This is a genomic window from Paenarthrobacter sp. NPDC089322, assembly GCF_040684895.1.
Classification (GTDB): Bacteria; Actinomycetota; Actinomycetes; order Actinomycetales; family Micrococcaceae; genus Arthrobacter.
Window position 1 is genome coordinate 1 of sequence record NZ_JBFBGW010000006.1, and the last position, 14,876, is coordinate 14,876.

At 63.3% G+C, this 14,876-nt stretch carries 11 protein-coding genes and 1 pseudogene; 9 read left to right on the top strand and 3 right to left on the bottom strand.

Features of this window, described 5'->3' with window-relative positions; translation table 11 throughout:
- Positions 1-214: 214 nt before the first annotated feature.
- The gene (locus AB0N65_RS08320; protein ID WP_364160016.1) at positions 215-874 is read right to left on the bottom strand and encodes a response regulator; all 660 of its coding nucleotides are present in this window, start codon (positions 872-874) and stop codon (positions 215-217) included.
- Positions 867-2,591 (bottom strand): ATP-binding protein, encoded by a 1,725-nt coding sequence (locus AB0N65_RS08325; RefSeq protein ID WP_364160018.1) that lies wholly within the window; start codon positions 2,589-2,591, stop codon positions 867-869. The genes AB0N65_RS08320 and AB0N65_RS08325 overlap by 8 nt, the downstream gene beginning before the upstream one ends.
- Positions 2,592-2,764: 173 nt before the next feature.
- On the opposite strand from AB0N65_RS08325, the gene AB0N65_RS08330 reads away from it, so the two are divergent.
- The 5 genes from AB0N65_RS08330 to AB0N65_RS08350 all read left to right on the top strand — a co-directional run bounded on the left by AB0N65_RS08330 (position 2,765) and on the right by AB0N65_RS08350 (position 8,774).
- Positions 2,765-4,225, top strand: a complete 1,461-nt coding sequence (locus AB0N65_RS08330) for a CitMHS family transporter (protein WP_364160020.1) — start codon at positions 2,765-2,767, stop codon at positions 4,223-4,225.
- Positions 4,226-4,719: 494 nt separating this feature from the next.
- Positions 4,720-5,016: an Asp-tRNA(Asn)/Glu-tRNA(Gln) amidotransferase subunit GatC gene (gene gatC / locus AB0N65_RS08335; protein ID WP_364160022.1), complete on the top strand. Its 297-nt coding sequence runs from the start codon at positions 4,720-4,722 to the stop codon at positions 5,014-5,016.
- A 6-nt stretch (positions 5,017-5,022) separates the two neighbouring features.
- Entirely contained in the window at positions 5,023-6,591 is a 1,569-nt protein-coding gene (gatA, locus tag AB0N65_RS08340; protein WP_364160024.1) for an Asp-tRNA(Asn)/Glu-tRNA(Gln) amidotransferase subunit GatA, read from the top strand.
- On the top strand, positions 6,591-8,099 hold the full coding sequence (gene gatB, locus AB0N65_RS08345) for an Asp-tRNA(Asn)/Glu-tRNA(Gln) amidotransferase subunit GatB (RefSeq protein WP_364160026.1): 1,509 nt from the start codon (positions 6,591-6,593) through the stop codon (positions 8,097-8,099). Before gatA ends, gatB begins: the two co-directional genes overlap by 1 nt.
- Before the next feature lie 105 nt (positions 8,100-8,204).
- Positions 8,205-8,774: a DUF5666 domain-containing protein gene (locus tag AB0N65_RS08350; RefSeq protein ID WP_364160028.1), complete on the top strand. Its 570-nt coding sequence runs from the start codon at positions 8,205-8,207 to the stop codon at positions 8,772-8,774.
- A 26-nt stretch (positions 8,775-8,800) separates the two neighbouring features.
- Here the strand turns inward: AB0N65_RS08350 and AB0N65_RS08355 are convergent, their stop codons facing one another.
- Entirely contained in the window at positions 8,801-9,808 is a 1,008-nt protein-coding gene (locus AB0N65_RS08355; protein ID WP_364160030.1) for a formylglycine-generating enzyme family protein, read from the bottom strand.
- A 195-nt stretch (positions 9,809-10,003) separates the two neighbouring features.
- Here AB0N65_RS08355 and AB0N65_RS08360 point away from each other — a divergent pair, with 195 nt between their 5' ends.
- From AB0N65_RS08360 to AB0N65_RS08375, 4 genes and pseudogenes are all read left to right on the top strand, one after another.
- Entirely contained in the window at positions 10,004-11,053 is a 1,050-nt protein-coding gene (locus tag AB0N65_RS08360; RefSeq protein WP_364160032.1) for an ABC transporter permease subunit, read from the top strand.
- A 60-nt stretch (positions 11,054-11,113) separates the two neighbouring features.
- Positions 11,114-12,041 (top strand): annotated as a pseudogene (locus AB0N65_RS08365) (carbohydrate ABC transporter permease).
- A gap of 59 nt (positions 12,042-12,100) precedes the next feature.
- Positions 12,101-13,762, top strand: a complete 1,662-nt coding sequence (locus AB0N65_RS08370; RefSeq protein WP_364160034.1) for a sugar ABC transporter substrate-binding protein — start codon at positions 12,101-12,103, stop codon at positions 13,760-13,762.
- A gap of 63 nt (positions 13,763-13,825) precedes the next feature.
- Positions 13,826-14,869 (top strand): LacI family DNA-binding transcriptional regulator, encoded by a 1,044-nt coding sequence (locus AB0N65_RS08375; RefSeq protein ID WP_364160036.1) that lies wholly within the window; start codon positions 13,826-13,828, stop codon positions 14,867-14,869.
- The last annotated feature ends 7 nt before the right edge of the window (positions 14,870-14,876 follow it).

Consider the following 14,876-nt stretch of genomic DNA (forward strand, 5'->3'; position numbering starts at 1 on the left):
CACCGATGTGGGCCGGGCAGGTACCGGCCGTCCACACCGCAGACGGACAAGTCGCTCAGAAGGACACCCTTGAACAAGGGGCCAAGCGTTTTGTGCGTCACGACCGCGGGGTGGAACGGCCTGCACCTACTCTGCCAGCCAATCCCAGACCAGCCAGCACAATCCTCACAGCGTTTTGAGCCTTCAAAACGCGCTTAACTGCGACCTACTTGGGTTAGCCGGGGACGCCGTAGCGGTGTTCCGGGCGGCCTGTGGTTCCGTAGCGCAGTTGAATCTCGACGGCGCCATCATCCGCAAGCGAGGACAAGTACCTTTGCGCTGTGGCACGGGAAACGCCGACGCGGTCTGCGACTTCGGCGGCCGAATACTGTTCTCCGGGAAGCAATGACTCGAGGACGGCCGCTTCCGTGGCGGAGCGCGGCTTTTGCGTCGGCGTCGCGTCGCCGGGAATGAGCGCCCGCTTGGCACGTTCGATGCTCGTTTGGTCCACGCTTGCTTGCTGAGCGAGGATCCGCCGGTACCGCGCGTAGGACCTGAGCTGCTGGGACAACGATTCCGCGGTGAACGGCTTGAGCAGGTATCCCAGTGCGCCCCGCCGCAAAGCCACCCTGATGGACTGTGCATCCGAGGCCGCCGTAAGCATGACGGCGTCCACGTCCAGCTGGCCAAGAAGGTCCAAGCCCGAGCCATCCGGCAGGTAGACATCCAGCAACACCAGATCCGGGCGAAGGCTGTGGATCGCTTGGAGCGCCTGGGACACCGACCCCGCCGGTGCAAGCGCCATGAAGCCGGCCACCGAATCCACGTAGGCCGCATGCAGCCGGGCGACGTGGAAGTCGTCGTCCACGATCAGCACCCTCAGGTCCTCAGTCATTGCCGTCCTCCAAAAATGTCTCTTTGCCGATCGTCTCCGTCCGCCCCATCACTCCGGGGATGGCCGCCATGAAGACGGCCCCGGGACCACCTCGTCTGCCGGCTTCGAGGACGCGGACATCGCCACCACGGCGCCGCGCCAACTGCCGCACCAAAGCCAGCCCCAATCCTTGTCCAGCCCCCGAGCGTACCGGTTGTTCCGCCGTCGTGAATCCCTCCGCGAAGACGTCCTCCGGTTCCAGTTCCCCCAAACCGTCACCCGAGTCCCCAACCACGATGTGCAGGGTCCCGCCCCGGTGGTCCGGTTCGTCGAGAAGCTCGACTTCCACCCACCGCTCCGCCGCGGAACCCCCGACGGCGGCGTTCACGGCGTTGTCGATCAGGTTGCCGAGCACTGTGGTGACCTCCTGCGGATCAGCTACGTGACCACGGACCATTGTCTCGGGCCCGATCCGCAGCACGACCCCGCGTTCGGACGCTTCGACGCTTTTGGCGCCGATGAAGGCCTGCAAGTAGGTGTCCTGGAGGAGCTCACCCTGCTCCACGGGAAACTTCAACGGACCGGTGGAGGAGATCCTGGCCAGATACTCTGCGGCTTGCTCATGGTGGCCGATGCTCATGAAACCGGCGATGGTGTGGAGTTGATTGGCGAATTCGTGGCGCTGGGCGCGCAGGGCCGTGGACATGGTTCCCACGGCGTCCAATTGCCGTGTGAGCTGCTGGAGCTCGGTCCGGTCGCGGAGCATGACCACCCAGCCGAGGTCTTCCTTGCGATGCCAGGCCTTTCGGGCGTTCGCCACGATGACGCGGCCGGCGGCCATGATTTCAATGGCTTCGGCGTCGCGCGTGGCCGGTTGGGTCAGCTGCTTGAGTTGCTGCGGGACAGGGGCCGACTCCCAGGCCTGGCCGGTAGCGTCCGGCATGTCCAGCAGCCTGGAGGCGGCTGCGTTGAAGACGGAGATTCTGCCGTCGGCTGCGATGCCTATCACGCCGTCGTCCACGCCTTGGAGGACAGCGACCTGATCGTGGACAAGGGTGCTGATTTCCTCGGGCTCGAGGCCCAAAGTGAGCCGTTGGAGGCGGCGGCGCAGGAGGAAGGAAGCCAGCACCCCGGCCAGGAGGGCTCCGCCTGCGGTGAGCGCGATGGGGACGATGTCACGTGCGAGGCTCTTGCTGAGGGACTCCACGGAGTAGCCCACACTGACTTCGCCCACGATCGTGGCCTGTTCCGTGGTGGATCCGGGGGCATACACGGGCACCTTCGCCCCGGCGGAAGGGCCCAGGGTGCCGGTATTGCGCGTGGTGATTTCCTGGCCGCCCAAGGCAACGGAGGGATCTGTGCTGACCCGCTCCCCAAGCCGGGCTTCTTCCGGGTGGGCCAGCCGTAGGCCCTTTTCGTCCGTGATCACCACGAAAAGGGCGCCGGTGCGTACGCGGGCTGCCTCTGCTGCAGCCTGCAGCGGCCCTTCGGCCAGCACGGCGGGCGGAGGTGTTCCCTCCTCCTTGCTGATGGTCTGGACATCGGCCCTGACGTCAGGGTCCGCCGCAACGGTCCGGGCAAGGGTGAGGGCCTGGTTTTCGGCTTCGTCGCCGATCCGTTCATACACGAGCCACGCATGGACTGCGCCGCTGAGCAGCACCACCAACAGCACCACGCCGAGCTGCAGAAGGAGGGTTTGGGTGGAGAAACGCAGACTGACCCGTTTGAAGCGCGGCACCCTTACTCCTTTCCTTCAGCTCCATTGAAGCATTGAGCAAAATGCGCAAAAAGCTCGCAATGATCAGTATTCCCATCAAATCCCGGAAACCCTAGCCAGTGACGGGGGCCACCCTACCTTTGTAGTGCGCATCACATCGAAGTGGGTGCCTACAGAGTAGTAAGGAGCCGGCCGTGCTGGTTTTGCTTGGATTCGCAATGATTGCGGTATTCATGGTCCTGATCATGACCAAAAAGTTGACGCCGGTTTTGGCGCTGATCATCGTCCCCACCGTCTTCGGCCTTTTCGCCGGCGCCGGCCTCGGCATTGGCGACATGGTCATGGACTCCATGAAGTCCATGACGTCCACGGCCGCGCTCCTCATGTTCGCGATCATCTACTTCGGTTTGATGATCGACGTCGGACTCTTCGACCCGCTGGTGAAGTTCATTCTCCGTAAGCTCGGAAACGACCCCGCCAAGGTTGTCCTCGGTACGGCCATCCTGGCGGCGGCAGTCTCCCTCGACGGCGACGGCTCCACCACCTTCATCCTCACCACCGCCGCGATGCTCCCGGTCTACCTCCGCCTCAAGATGAGCCCGGTGGTCCTCACGTGCGTCGCCGGCCTTGCCAACGGCACCATGAACATCCTGCCGTGGGGCGGTCCCACGGCCCGCGCCGCAACGGCGCTGCACCTGGACGTCAACGACGTCTTCGTCCCCATGGTTCCGTCCCTCATCGCCGGCCTCATCGTCGTGATGGTCTTCGCCTGGCTGCTTGGCCTGCAGGAGCGCAACCGCCTCCGCGCTACTGCTCCCGAAATCTGGGGCGATGTCGCCGATCCGTCGGAAGCGTTCGACGGCGGCACTGGCCACGGCGGTACTGTTGCCGGCGGTTCGGTCCGTGGCCGCACCGGCGGCAAGCCGGGCACCGGCGGAGGGGCCGGCGTCGCAGTTTTGGAAAAGACTGAACTGCTGGTGGACGACCACGACACCGCCATGGCCGACACCGCGCTTGACCCCAACCGCCCCACCCTCCGTCCCAAGCTGTTCTGGTTCAACCTTGGCCTGACGGTTGCCGTGATGGGTGTGCTGATCGCCAACATCGTGCCGCTGCCGTACGTCTTCATGGTCGGCTCGGCCATCGCACTGCTGGTGAACTTCCCCAAGGTCAAGGACCAAGGCGCCCAGCTGATCGCCCACGCGCCGTCGATCGTCGCCGTGGTGAGCATGGTCATGGCCGCAGCAGTCCTCACCGGTGTCCTCAACGGCACGGGCATGGTCAAGGCAATGTCCGAGTGGCTCGTCCAAATCATCCCCGCAGACATGGGTCCGTTCATGGCGGTCATCACCGGCCTGTTGAGCATCCCCATGACGTTCTTCATGAGCAACGATGCCTTCTACTTCGGCGTTCTTCCCGTCCTCAGCGAAACCGCCGCGCACTACGGCGTCGGCGCTGCGGATATGGCCCGCGCCTCGATCACCGGCCAGCCCTTCCACCTGCAAAGCCCGCTGGTGCCGGCGATCCTGCTGCTGGTGTCCCTGGCCAAGGTGGACCTGGGCGACCACCACAAGAAGGTCCTGTGGAGGACGGCTGTCATCTCGATCGTCATGCTGGCAGTAGGGATGCTGACGGGGGCCATCGCCATCGGCTAACCTGCGCCGCGGCACCGCACCCGTGCTGCGCTAGAGCGCAGACCGGGCCAGACATCCTCCGCGCCGTAGCGCGAAACGAACCAGACATCCTCCGCGTGCTGCTCCTTCGTCGCTTTGACGCACGCTTCCGGATGCCTGGTTCGTTTCGCTTTGAGGGCCAACCCGGTGCCTGGCCCGGTTCGCGAAACAAGCCCACCCAGCCCACGTCCCCCTACCCAACGAGACGCAAAGTGCGAATGGTCCGCTCGGCTGTCTTTTTGGTGTGTGAGGGTTCAACGCCTGGTGGGTTCAGCGTGTGGCGAGTGAGGCACGTCGGCGGTGGCCGGGGCCTCCCGTAGGCTGCGTCTAAGCGAGGCACGAGCGAGCAGCCAAGGGAGCGTCCCGGCTGGCTCCGAAAGGCGCCCCATCGCACACAGCGCACCCCGCCGTTCGCGGGCCCACACAAGCCAAGTAGACTGGTTCGGAAAACCATTTGAACTTTGCAGGGGAGATCCATGGCTGCGATCAACCGTGACGACGTCGCGCATCTTGCGCGTCTGGCTCACATTGAAATGAGTGCCGAAGAGTTGGACAGGATGGCGGGCGAACTTGCTGTCATCGTGGATTCGGTGAAGTCCGTCAGCGAAGCCGCCGGGGAGGATGTGCCGGCCACGTCCCACCCGATTCCGTTGAGCAACGTGTTCCGTGAGGACGTGGTTGGCCACACGTTCACAGCTGAGCAGGCACTGTCGGGTGCCCCCGATGCTGCCGAGAATCGTTTCAAGGTCCCCGCAATCCTGGATGAGGACTAAAGACTGATGACTGATTTGAAGAACGAACTCATCCGCCACTCCGCTGCCGATCTTGCTGCCAAACTGGCCGCCCGTGAAGTTTCCGCCGTGGAAGTGACCCAGGCGCACCTGGACCGTATCGCCGAGGTGGACGGTCAGGTCAACGCGTTCCTCCACGTCAATACCGAAGAGGCTTTGGCTGTTGCTGCCGAGGTTGACGCTGTCCGCGCCGCCGGCGGGTCGGCTGCCGGGGAACTGCACGCGCTTGCCGGTGTTCCGATTGCGGTGAAGGACCTCATCGTAACGGTGGGCCAGCCGACCACTGCCGGTTCGAAGATCCTTGAGGGGTGGCACAGCCCCTATGACGCCACGGTGATCAAGAAGCTTCGTGCTGCCAAGATGCCGATTCTTGGCAAGACCAACCTGGATGAATTCGCGATGGGTTCGTCCACGGAGCACTCTGCGTACGGGCCTACCCGGAACCCATGGGACCTGGATCGCATTCCCGGCGGTTCCGGCGGTGGTTCCGCTGCCGCCGTCGCGGCTTTTGAGGCGCCCTTGGCGCTTGGCACGGACACCGGCGGTTCCATCCGCCAGCCGGGCGCGGTCACCGGAACGGTGGGCATGAAGCCCACGTACGGCGCGGTCTCCCGCTACGGTGCCATCGCCATGGCCTCATCGCTGGACCAGATCGGCCCCGTGTCGCGTACCGTTCTTGACTCCGCCCTGCTGCAGGAAGTCATCGGCGGTCATGATCCCTATGACTCCACGTCGCTGACCGATCCCTTCAACAACCTGGTGGAGGCCGCTCGTGTGGGCAACGTTGCCGGGCTGAAGATCGGCATCATCAAGGAACTTCACGGCGAGGGCTACCAGGGCGGCGTCGAGAACCGCTTCAAGGAGTCCCTGCAGCTCTTGAAGGATGCGGGCGCGGAAATCGTGGAGGTTTCCTGCCCCAACTTCAAGTACGCACTGGGTGCCTACTACCTGATCATGCCTTCCGAGGTGTCCAGCAACCTGGCCAAGTTCGACGGCGTGCGCTACGGCTTGCGTGTCCTCCCCACAGAGGGCCCCATGACCATTGAGCGTGTGATGGGTGCTACGCGTGCCGCCGGTTTCGGTGACGAAGCCAAACGGCGCATCATCCTGGGCACGTACGCTCTGAGCGCAGGCTACTACGACGCCTATTACGGGTCGGCGCAGAAGGTTCGGACCCTGATCCAGCGTGACTTCGATGCCGCGTTCGCCCAGGCGGATGTCCTCATTTCGCCGACGTCGCCTACCACGGCCTTCAAGCTGGGGGAGAAGCTGGAGGATCCTCTGGCCATGTACCTGAACGACGTCGCTACGATCCCCGCCAACCTTGCCGGCATCCCCGGCTTGTCGCTGCCGGGCGGCCTTGCGGACGAAGACGGGCTGCCCGTTGGTATCCAGTTGCTGGCGCCTGCCCGCGAAGACGCCCGACTGTACCGCGTGGGCGCCGTTCTTGAATCCATCCTTGAAGAGAAGTGGGGTGGCCCGATCCTCGCGCAGGCCCCCGACCTGAAGAATGCAGCTCTGGGCACCGCATTCAACACTGCCGGAGGTTCCAACTAATGTCCGTCGATGCAACCTTGAGCTTCGAAGAGGCCATGGAGAAGTACGATCCCGTCCTGGGTTTTGAGGTCCACGTGGAGCTCAACACCAAGACGAAGATGTTCTCCTCCGCTCCGAACGTCTTCGGTGACGAGCCGAACACCAACGTCAACGAGGTTGACCTGGGCATGCCCGGCGTCCTTCCCGTGGTTAACAAGACGGCCGTGGAGTCTTCCATCAAGATCGGCCTTGCCTTGAACTGCAAGATCGCCGAGTCCTGCCGGTTCGCGCGGAAGAACTACTTCTACCCCGACACCCCTAAGAACTTCCAGACCTCGCAGTACGACGAACCGATCGCTTATGACGGCTACCTCGACATCGAACTCGAGGACGGCACTGTGTTCCGGGTCGAGATCGAGCGTGCCCACATGGAGGAGGACGCCGGTAAGCTGACTCACATGGGCGGTGCTGCAGGCCGCATCCAGGGCGCCGACTATTCGCTGGTGGACTACAACCGTTCCGGTGTTCCGCTGGTGGAGATCGTTACCAAGCCGATCGAGGGCGCGGGCAGCCGCGCACCCGAGCTTGCCAAGGCCTATGTCGCGGCGGTCCGGGAGATCGTGAAGAACCTCGGAGTTTCCGATGCCCGTATGGAGCGTGGAAACGTTCGTTGTGACGCCAACGTTTCCTTGCGACCGCACGGCCAGGAAAGGTTCGGCATCCGTTCCGAGACGAAGAACGTGAACTCACTGCGCGCGGTGGAGCACGCCGTCCGGTACGAGATCCAGCGCCACGCTGCTGTTTTGGACTCCGGCCAGCCGGTCATCCAGGAAACGCGCCACTGGCACGAGGACACTCGTTCGACGACGTCCGGCCGGGCCAAGTCCGACGCCGACGATTACCGCTACTTCCCTGAGCCGGACCTGGTTCCGGTGGTAGCCTCCCGTGAGTGGGTGGAGGAACTGCGTGCCACCCTCCCCGAACCGCCGGCCGAGCGTCGCAAGCGGTTGAAGGAAGCCTGGGGCTATTCCGACCTCGAATTCCGCGATGTGGTCAACGCCGGCGTCATGGACTCCATCGAGGAAACCATTGCCGCCGGCGCGAGTGCCGACGTCGCCCGTAAGTGGTGGATGGGTGAGGTTGTTGGCCGCGCCAAGACCGCGGATGTGGAACCCGCCGAACTCGGTGTGACCCCGCAGCTGATCGTTGAGCTCAACAAGCTGGTGGAAGCCGGCAAGATCAACAACAAGATGGCCGGCCAGGTCCTGGACGGTGTCCTCGCCGGCGAGGGCACCCCGGAGGAGATTATCGAGAAGCGCGGTCTCGCGGTCGTGTCCGACGACGGCCCCCTCCTTGAAGCCATCGACGCCGCCCTGGCGGCACAGCCGGATGTGGCGGAGAAGATCCGTGGCGGCAAGATCCAGGCCATCGGCGCGATCGTCGGCGGCGTCATGAAGGCCACCCGCGGCCAGGCCGACGCCGGCCGCGTCAAGGAACTCATCCTGGAGAGGCTGGGCGTCCAGGGCTAAGCACCTCGTCTCACCCAAGTAGGTCGCAGTTGATGCCGTTTTGAGCCTTCAGAACGGCATCAACTGCGACCTACTTTTTTATCGGGATCGGCGCACAATGGAGGCATGGCCACTCTTGCACCGGGCCTTCGGAAGGCCCTCCTTGCCGGCGGAATCGCCGCCGCTCTCACAGGCGGCGGAGCCGCCGCAGTGTGGGCGGGCACCCAACCCGGTCCGTCGCCGTCGGGCACGTCCGCGACGCCAAGCCCGGGCACCACAGCTGAAACCAGGCAGGCGGAAAAGCGCGGGCATCCCATCCACGGCGAGCACGTGGTCAAAGGCGCCGATGGGACATTCCGCACGGTGGTCACCCAGACGGGCACCATCGAAGCTGTCAGTGCTTCCGGGATAACGGTCCGGAGCGAGGACGGCTTCACGCAGCGCTACGCGATCAACGCAGACACCCGCATCGCGAAGATCCCCGTGGAGGCATCGGACCAGCGCAGGGGCAACCAGCAGAAGGGAAAGGGGCGGCCGTCCCTACCTTCTGCCACGGCCGCTGACCTGAAAACGGGCGACACTGTGCGGTTATCGGGAACCAAAGACGGCGAGGTCGTCACCGCCACCAGGATTGTGGCAGGCGAGTGGCCGGCCATGAAGGGGAACGGCCTGAAGCGCGGTCACGGTCCCAAATAGCCAACAGACCCGGACCGCCGCCAGCCCTAAAGAGCAACCGTCCTGAAGCCCAGGTTGCCGCTGGCCGAATCCGGCGTGTTGGAACTCCGTGCGGCCAAACGGTAGCGATTGCAGTACGAGTCATGGCAGAGGTACGACCCTCCGCGCATCACCCGGCCGCGTCCAATGGACGGACCTTGGGGATCCGTTACCGTCCCGGCGGCAAGGCAGGTCTTGTAGTACTTGGGCAGGAACCAGTCGCTGCACCATTCCCACACGTTTCCGCTGGTTTGGTAGAGCCCGTAGCCGTTCGGGGCGAATGACGTGGCGGGAGCCGTGGTGAGGTAGCCATCCTCGACGTCGTTGCGGTGCGGAAATTCTCCTTGCCAGATGTTGCAGTTGTGTCGGGCAGCGCCCTCTGCGGCATCGTTGTGAAGTTCGTTTCCCCAGGGGAAGCGCTGCCCCGCCTTGCCGCCGCGGGCTGCGTATTCCCATTCGGCCTCGGTGGGTAGACGCCGGCCTGCCCAAGCACAGTAGGCCAAGGCATCATTGTGGGACACGTGGGTCACGGGGTGGTCCGGAACATCCGTCCAATGTGAGCGAGGCCCGGCAGGGTGGGCCCAATCGGCTCCGCGGACGTTGAGCCACCACGGGACGTTGTTGACACGGTTCAGGATGTCGTGCGGCTCGGCTTTGACTGCGAGGTGAAAGACTGCCGACGTCCCGAAGACTTCTGATTCCGTGCGGTGGCCGGTTGCGTCGATGAACTCGGCGAACTGCTGGTTGGTGACCGCCGCTACGCTGATCCGGAACGCCGACACGGACACCTCGTGCACCGGCGACTCCCCGTCACCTTCGTAGCCTTCGTTGAAAGGATCGCCCATGGCGAAGGTCCCAGCCGGAATGCTGGCGTCGGTGACCCGCAGCGGCGTTCCGCTCACGACGGCGGCACCCGGCACGGCGGTGCCGCTCACCGCAGGTTCGGGCACCGCAGGCAGGGACGGGCCCGGCGTCGAATGCTGTTGGCCCGGTCCCGGTGCGCAGCAATTGGCCATGGGAACACCCTTCCTTCTGCGGTATCACTCAATCTTAGTGGCGCCTCCTATGGTCCCGGAAATGATGAAATCTGACTTCTAAAGCAAGTTTCGATCATCTTCTTGCAAAAGTGAAAGCGGGCACTTATGGTTTGTTAAACGGTTAACGAGGCTTGGATCACATGATGGTTCTTGCTCGGCACTTGAGGAGACAGCATGAACTCGACGACGGAACAGGCTCCGGCGCTGCCGGACGCGCGCCGAGTCGCAGCACCGGACGGCGGCGAACGGCCCAGGTCCGGTCAGCGGAAACGCAACAGCCGAAAAGCCGGAAAGGCCACCGTGCCTGCACAGAGTTTCCGGTCGCGTTTCCGACGCGACAAGCAGATGCTGCTCATGATGGTCCCCGGTGTGGCCTTCCTTCTGCTCTTCTTCTACATCCCCATCCTTGGCAACGTCATCGCGTTCCAGGACTACCAGCCCTACCTTGGCATCGGGGACAGCCTCTTTGTTGGCTGGCAGAACTTCGTGGACCTGTTCGCCAACCCGGACTTCATCCACGCGTTCTGGAACACCCTCTACCTGGCAGCCTGGCAGTTGGTTTTCCTGTTCCCCGTGCCGCTGGTCCTGGCGTTGATTGTGGATTCGTTGATCAGCACGCGGGTCCGGAGGATCTTCCAAAGCATTGCCTACCTCCCGCACTTCCTGTCCTGGGTGCTGGTGATCGCTTTCTTCCAGCAGATGCTCGGCGGGGCGGGCTTCGTCAACAACGTCCTTCGGGACCTGGGCCTGGATCCCATCCCCTTCATGACCAATCCGGAAACCTTCCCCATCATGGTGGTGGTCCAAATGATCTGGAAGGACGCCGGGTGGGCCATGATCATCTTCCTGGCAGCACTTGCCAGCATTGATGCTTCGCTCTACGAGGCTGCTGCGGCTGACGGCGCAGGACGCTGGCGCCGTATGTGGCACATCACCCTCCCCGGGCTGCGGCCCGTGATTGTGCTCCTCCTGATCCTGCGCATCGGAGACATCCTTTCGGTGGGATTTGAGCAGTTCATTCTGCAGCGGGATGCCGTCGGGGCCGGCGCTGCCGAAGTCCTGGACACCTTCACCTACTACACCGGCGTCGTAGGTGGCGGTTGGAGTTCAGGCGCAGCAGCCGGGCTGGCGAAGGGCGTGGTGAGTGCCCTGTTGATCTACGGCGCCAACAAACTTGCCCACTGCTTCGGCGAAGACGGAATTTTTGCCAAGCAAGCGCGCTGACTGCGCTGCGCCCCACCAACTGCACTGCGGCACAACCAGTTGCGGCACAAGGAGAAACCCATGGCAACAACATTTTTCACCAGGAAACCCCGGGAACTGAGCTACAACCCCAAGCGCCCGGTGTGGAAGGAGCGTCCCTCCGCGCTGTACCAAACCATCAAGGCAGTGGTGCTGGTGGTTTTCAGCCTGTCCATCCTGACGCCCATCCTCCTGGTGGTGTCCACCTCCCTCGCGGACAATGAGCAGCTGGTCAAGGCCGGAGGCTTCGTGCTTTGGCCTGAGCGACCCACCCTCGAGGCATACGCGACCATCTTCAAGGGCCCCATGGTTTTGCAGTCACTGGGCGTCAGTGTCATGGTGACCGTAGTGGGTACCCTCCTGGCCCTCTTCGTGACCATCACCATGGCGTACGCGACGAGCCGTTCGGTGCTCTTCGGCAGGCCGGTAGTGCTCGCTGTACTGTTCACGCTGCTGTTTGCCCCGGGACTGATTCCTTCCTTCCTTCCTCATGATCCGTCAACTGGGCCTGCTGGATTCCCTGTGGTCGCTGATCCTCCCGGGCATTTTCGGAGCGTTCAACTTCGTGGTGATGCGCTCGTTCTTCATGAACATTCCGGGTGAGCTCATCGAGAGCGCCAGGATTGATGGGGCCAACGACTGGCAGATCTTATGGCGGATTGTCATGCCGCTGTCCAAGGCGGTCATCGCAGTGGTCGGACTCTTCTATGCCGTGGGTTTCTGGAACTCATTCTTCAACGCGCTCCTTTACATCAACGACCACAGCAAATGGCCTATCCAATTGCTGCTCCGGAACTTCGTGGTCCAGGGCAGCGGCGCGGCCGACCAACTCGGAATCACCACCACCCCGCCACCCCAGTCCATCCAGATGGCCGTGGTTGTCGTGGCGCTGGTTCCCATCCTGATGGTCTACCCGTTCCTCCAAAAGCACTTCGCAAAGGGCGTCATCACGGGCGCTGTCAAAGGCTGACGTCCCGGTCCACAACAACTGACACCCAAACCATCAAAGTAACCAGAAAGGGTTATGCCATGACGAGCACTACCTCAGGGCAGGCTGGATTCAGCCGCCGCGGTTTCCTCGGCCTCGCAGGCCTGGCCGTGACCGCCGTCGGTCTGTCCGCTTGCGGCGGCGGTGGCGCCTCCGGAGGTGGAGGCGCTGCGGCCTCCGCCACGGTCAAGCTGCCCACGTACAAGGAATTCACCGGCGTCACGCCGGATCTTGCCGGCAACGCCAAAGGCCTCCAGGCCGGATACTTCACGTTGCCCGATGCTGTGCAGTCCGTGAAGACGCCCCCGCTTAAAGGCACGGTCACCGGACTCACGGAAACGTTTGACACCATGAGTCCCGGCCTGAAGGATAATCCCTTCTGGCAGCGCCTCAACGCCAAGCTCGGCGGCGACCTCGAACTGCAGATCGCTGAAGACATCGGGGACGGTTATCCGGCCAAGTTCGCCACAGTCCTGGCGAGTAACGAACTGCCGGACATGATGTGGGTTCCACCCAACCAAGGCATTCCCAACGTCGGGCCGATGCTGGAAGCGAAGTTCCAGGACCTGACGCCGTACCTCTCCGGTGACGCCGTTCTTGAGTACCCCAACCTCGCTGCCCTTAAACCCGATTCCTGGAAGACCGCCGTCGTAAACGGCAAGATCTGGGGTGCTCCAATCCCGAGTACCCCGTTCGGTCAGGTCTACCTGGGCAACCATGATGCCTGGGCGCAGGTGGGCGGCTTCGAAGCAGCGAACGCCGACGAGTTCCTGGACAAGGCCAAGGAACTGACGCGGCCCGGCGAGCAGAAGTACGCCCTGGAGCCCGCCTACATCAATGCCCTCCACATGGTCACGGAGTGGTTCGGCGCCCCGAACAGCTGGGCCGTTAACAAGGACCGCACGCTCACCCACCTCTATGAAACCGACGAATACATGGCGGGTGTCGAATTTACGGCCAAGATGTTTGCGGCAGGGGTGTTCTATCCCGACTCCCAGGCCACGGACATCCGCTCCCGTGTCGCCAATGGCAGCGTCGCTGCCCAGGTTGTGGTGGGACCGCACGACCTTCGCAGCTACCGCGCCCTGAACAGGAACGCCAAGTTCGACATCCTCATTCCGTTCAGCGCCGACGGAAAGGTCAAGCCCGTCTACGACATGGGCTACGGCACTGTGGGTTTCACGCCGTTCAAGAAGGCCGATGAGGGCAAGATCCGCGAGTTGCTGGCACTTATCAACTACTTGTCGGCACCGTTCGGCACGGTGGAGTATATGCAAAAGAACTTCGGCGAGCTCGGCCAGGACTACACCCTTGATGCCTCGGGCAACCCGGTCCGCACGGAAACGGGAACCACCAACGCCCCTGGCCTGGTGTCAGCCCTGAACATCATGGCAAGCCCGGAGAACGTCATCTTCAACCCCGGCTTCGACGACGACACGCGCTATGTCAGCCAACAAGAGGAAAAGCTCCTGGAACTAGCATGGCGCAATCCCACCAACGGTTCGTACTCGGATACCAACGCCAAGGTCGGAGCCAAGATCACCAAACAGTTGCGGGACAAAGTGGTGGACATCATCACGGGGCGCGCCAAGATCGACGAACTCAAGGATGCGGTCAAGCGCTGGAAGAGCGAGGGTGGCGACAAGATGCGCGACGAATACCAGGCCGCATTGGACCCCAACGCGCCCGTATTCCGTAGCTAGCCGCTCTCCAAGGGCTAGCCTCAACACAGAGCCACAGCACCGGACATCACGCAGGGGGACACCATGGCAAAGACGAACAACACAGGGATCAGGCCCACCATCCGTATGGTGGCCGAACTCGCGGGTGTTTCCACGGCCACGGTTTCCTACGTTTTGTCGGGGCGGCGTGGAGATGCCGGCCCGGGAGTCTCAGATCCGACGGCGGAAAAGGTCAAGGCCGCTGCGGAGCGGCTTGGCTACCGCCCCAACCAGGCTGCCCGTGCAATCCGGACAGGCCGTACGAATACCGTGATCCTCTCGCTGACCATGCTTTCCGATCCGTGGTCGTTGTCTGTAGTGGAAGCCGTCCAAAAGGCAGCATCACCACTGGGAATCACGCCGATGATCCTTGGCGACGCCGACTGGGTCAAGGTGCTCGGCACACACAATGCCGATGCCGTGTTCGTAGACGCTGTCCGCGAAGGACAACGGGAAGCGCTGCGCAAGCTTGCGCAGCACGGGACCACCTTGGTGGTCTTTGACGAAGAACTCGAGGCCGACGGCTTCGACGTCATTCGTTCGATTGCGGGACCCGGGTGCCGCATGGCCGTGGAGCACCTGCTCCACGGCCACCGGCGGGTCGCCTGCATCACTCCCGCCACCGCTACCGGAACGTCCGGCGGCAGCCGGTACCGAGCCTACGCCGACGCTTTGGCGGCTGCGGGCCTTCCGGAGCGAAGCGACTATGTAGGACTGTTCGACGGGACAACCGCCGGGGCCTATGCGGCCGCAACGCGGCTGCTGGGTTTGGCGGACCGACCCACAGCTATTTATGCCACTACGGATTTCGCCGCCGTCAGCGCGATCAACGCCGCACAACGTTTGGGGCTGGCCGTGGGAGTGGACGTGGACATCATCGGTGTGGGCAACACCGTGGAGGGGGAACGGATGTCACCCTCCCTGAGCACCGTAGGTCCCGTGGACTTCTTCGACAAACTCGCCCGTCTCCTCCTGAAGCGGGCAGTAGGTCCGGACGGCGCAGAGGCGCCCACTGTCCTGGACTTCCCTTGGCACTTGTTCGTCCGTGAATCAGCCCCGCACCGCAGTGGCCCAACCAGACTTAACTAGAGAATCA

What these genes read in the sequence shown, in the direction of transcription:
- AB0N65_RS08320 (WP_364160016.1), bottom strand. Translation starts at nt 874, where the DNA reads ATGACTGAGGACCTGAGGGTGCTGATCGTGGACGACGACTTCCACGTC.
- gatC (WP_364160022.1), top strand. Translation starts at nt 4,720, where the DNA reads ATGGCTGCGATCAACCGTGACGACGTCGCGCATCTTGCGCGTCTGGCT.
- gatA (WP_364160024.1), top strand. Translation starts at nt 5,023, where the DNA reads ATGACTGATTTGAAGAACGAACTCATCCGCCACTCCGCTGCCGATCTT.
- gatB (WP_364160026.1), top strand. Translation starts at nt 6,591, where the DNA reads ATGTCCGTCGATGCAACCTTGAGCTTCGAAGAGGCCATGGAGAAGTAC.
- AB0N65_RS08350 (WP_364160028.1), top strand. Translation starts at nt 8,205, where the DNA reads ATGGCCACTCTTGCACCGGGCCTTCGGAAGGCCCTCCTTGCCGGCGGA.
- AB0N65_RS08355 (WP_364160030.1), bottom strand. Translation starts at nt 9,808, where the DNA reads ATGGCCAATTGCTGCGCACCGGGACCGGGCCAACAGCATTCGACGCCG.
- AB0N65_RS08360 (WP_364160032.1), top strand. Translation starts at nt 10,004, where the DNA reads ATGAACTCGACGACGGAACAGGCTCCGGCGCTGCCGGACGCGCGCCGA.
- AB0N65_RS08370 (WP_364160034.1), top strand. Translation starts at nt 12,101, where the DNA reads ATGACGAGCACTACCTCAGGGCAGGCTGGATTCAGCCGCCGCGGTTTC.
- AB0N65_RS08375 (WP_364160036.1), top strand. Translation starts at nt 13,826, where the DNA reads ATGGCAAAGACGAACAACACAGGGATCAGGCCCACCATCCGTATGGTG.